Annotated in this window: 1 pseudogene; it reads left to right on the top strand. The window is 45.2% G+C overall.

The annotated features are described in order from the left end of the window. A pseudogene (locus tag AMS66_RS05660) lies at positions 1 to 210 on the top strand (leucine-rich repeat domain-containing protein); the annotation flags it as partial.

Below are 210 nucleotides of genomic sequence, written 5' to 3'. Positions count from 1 at the left end.
CAGCGATGAACAGGCCGAGAAGATCACTTATGTTACTCAGGACAAGAAACTGAATAGCCAGCGGATTGATCAGCGAGATTTTGAAGCTTTTAAGGGACTGACGGCATTGGACCTCACGAATACCTATGAAATCTCCCAGACGGACCAAACCACTTTGGCCCATATGTCCGGATTAAAAAGTTATGGAGGCGCTTTTAACGAATCCTTTAG

This window comes from Paenibacillus xylanivorans (assembly GCF_001280595.1).
GTDB lineage: Bacteria > Bacillota > Bacilli > Paenibacillales > Paenibacillaceae > Paenibacillus > Paenibacillus xylanivorans.
Note: the sequence above shows the minus strand (reverse complement) of the source record. Positions and strands in the feature narration are given on the sequence as shown.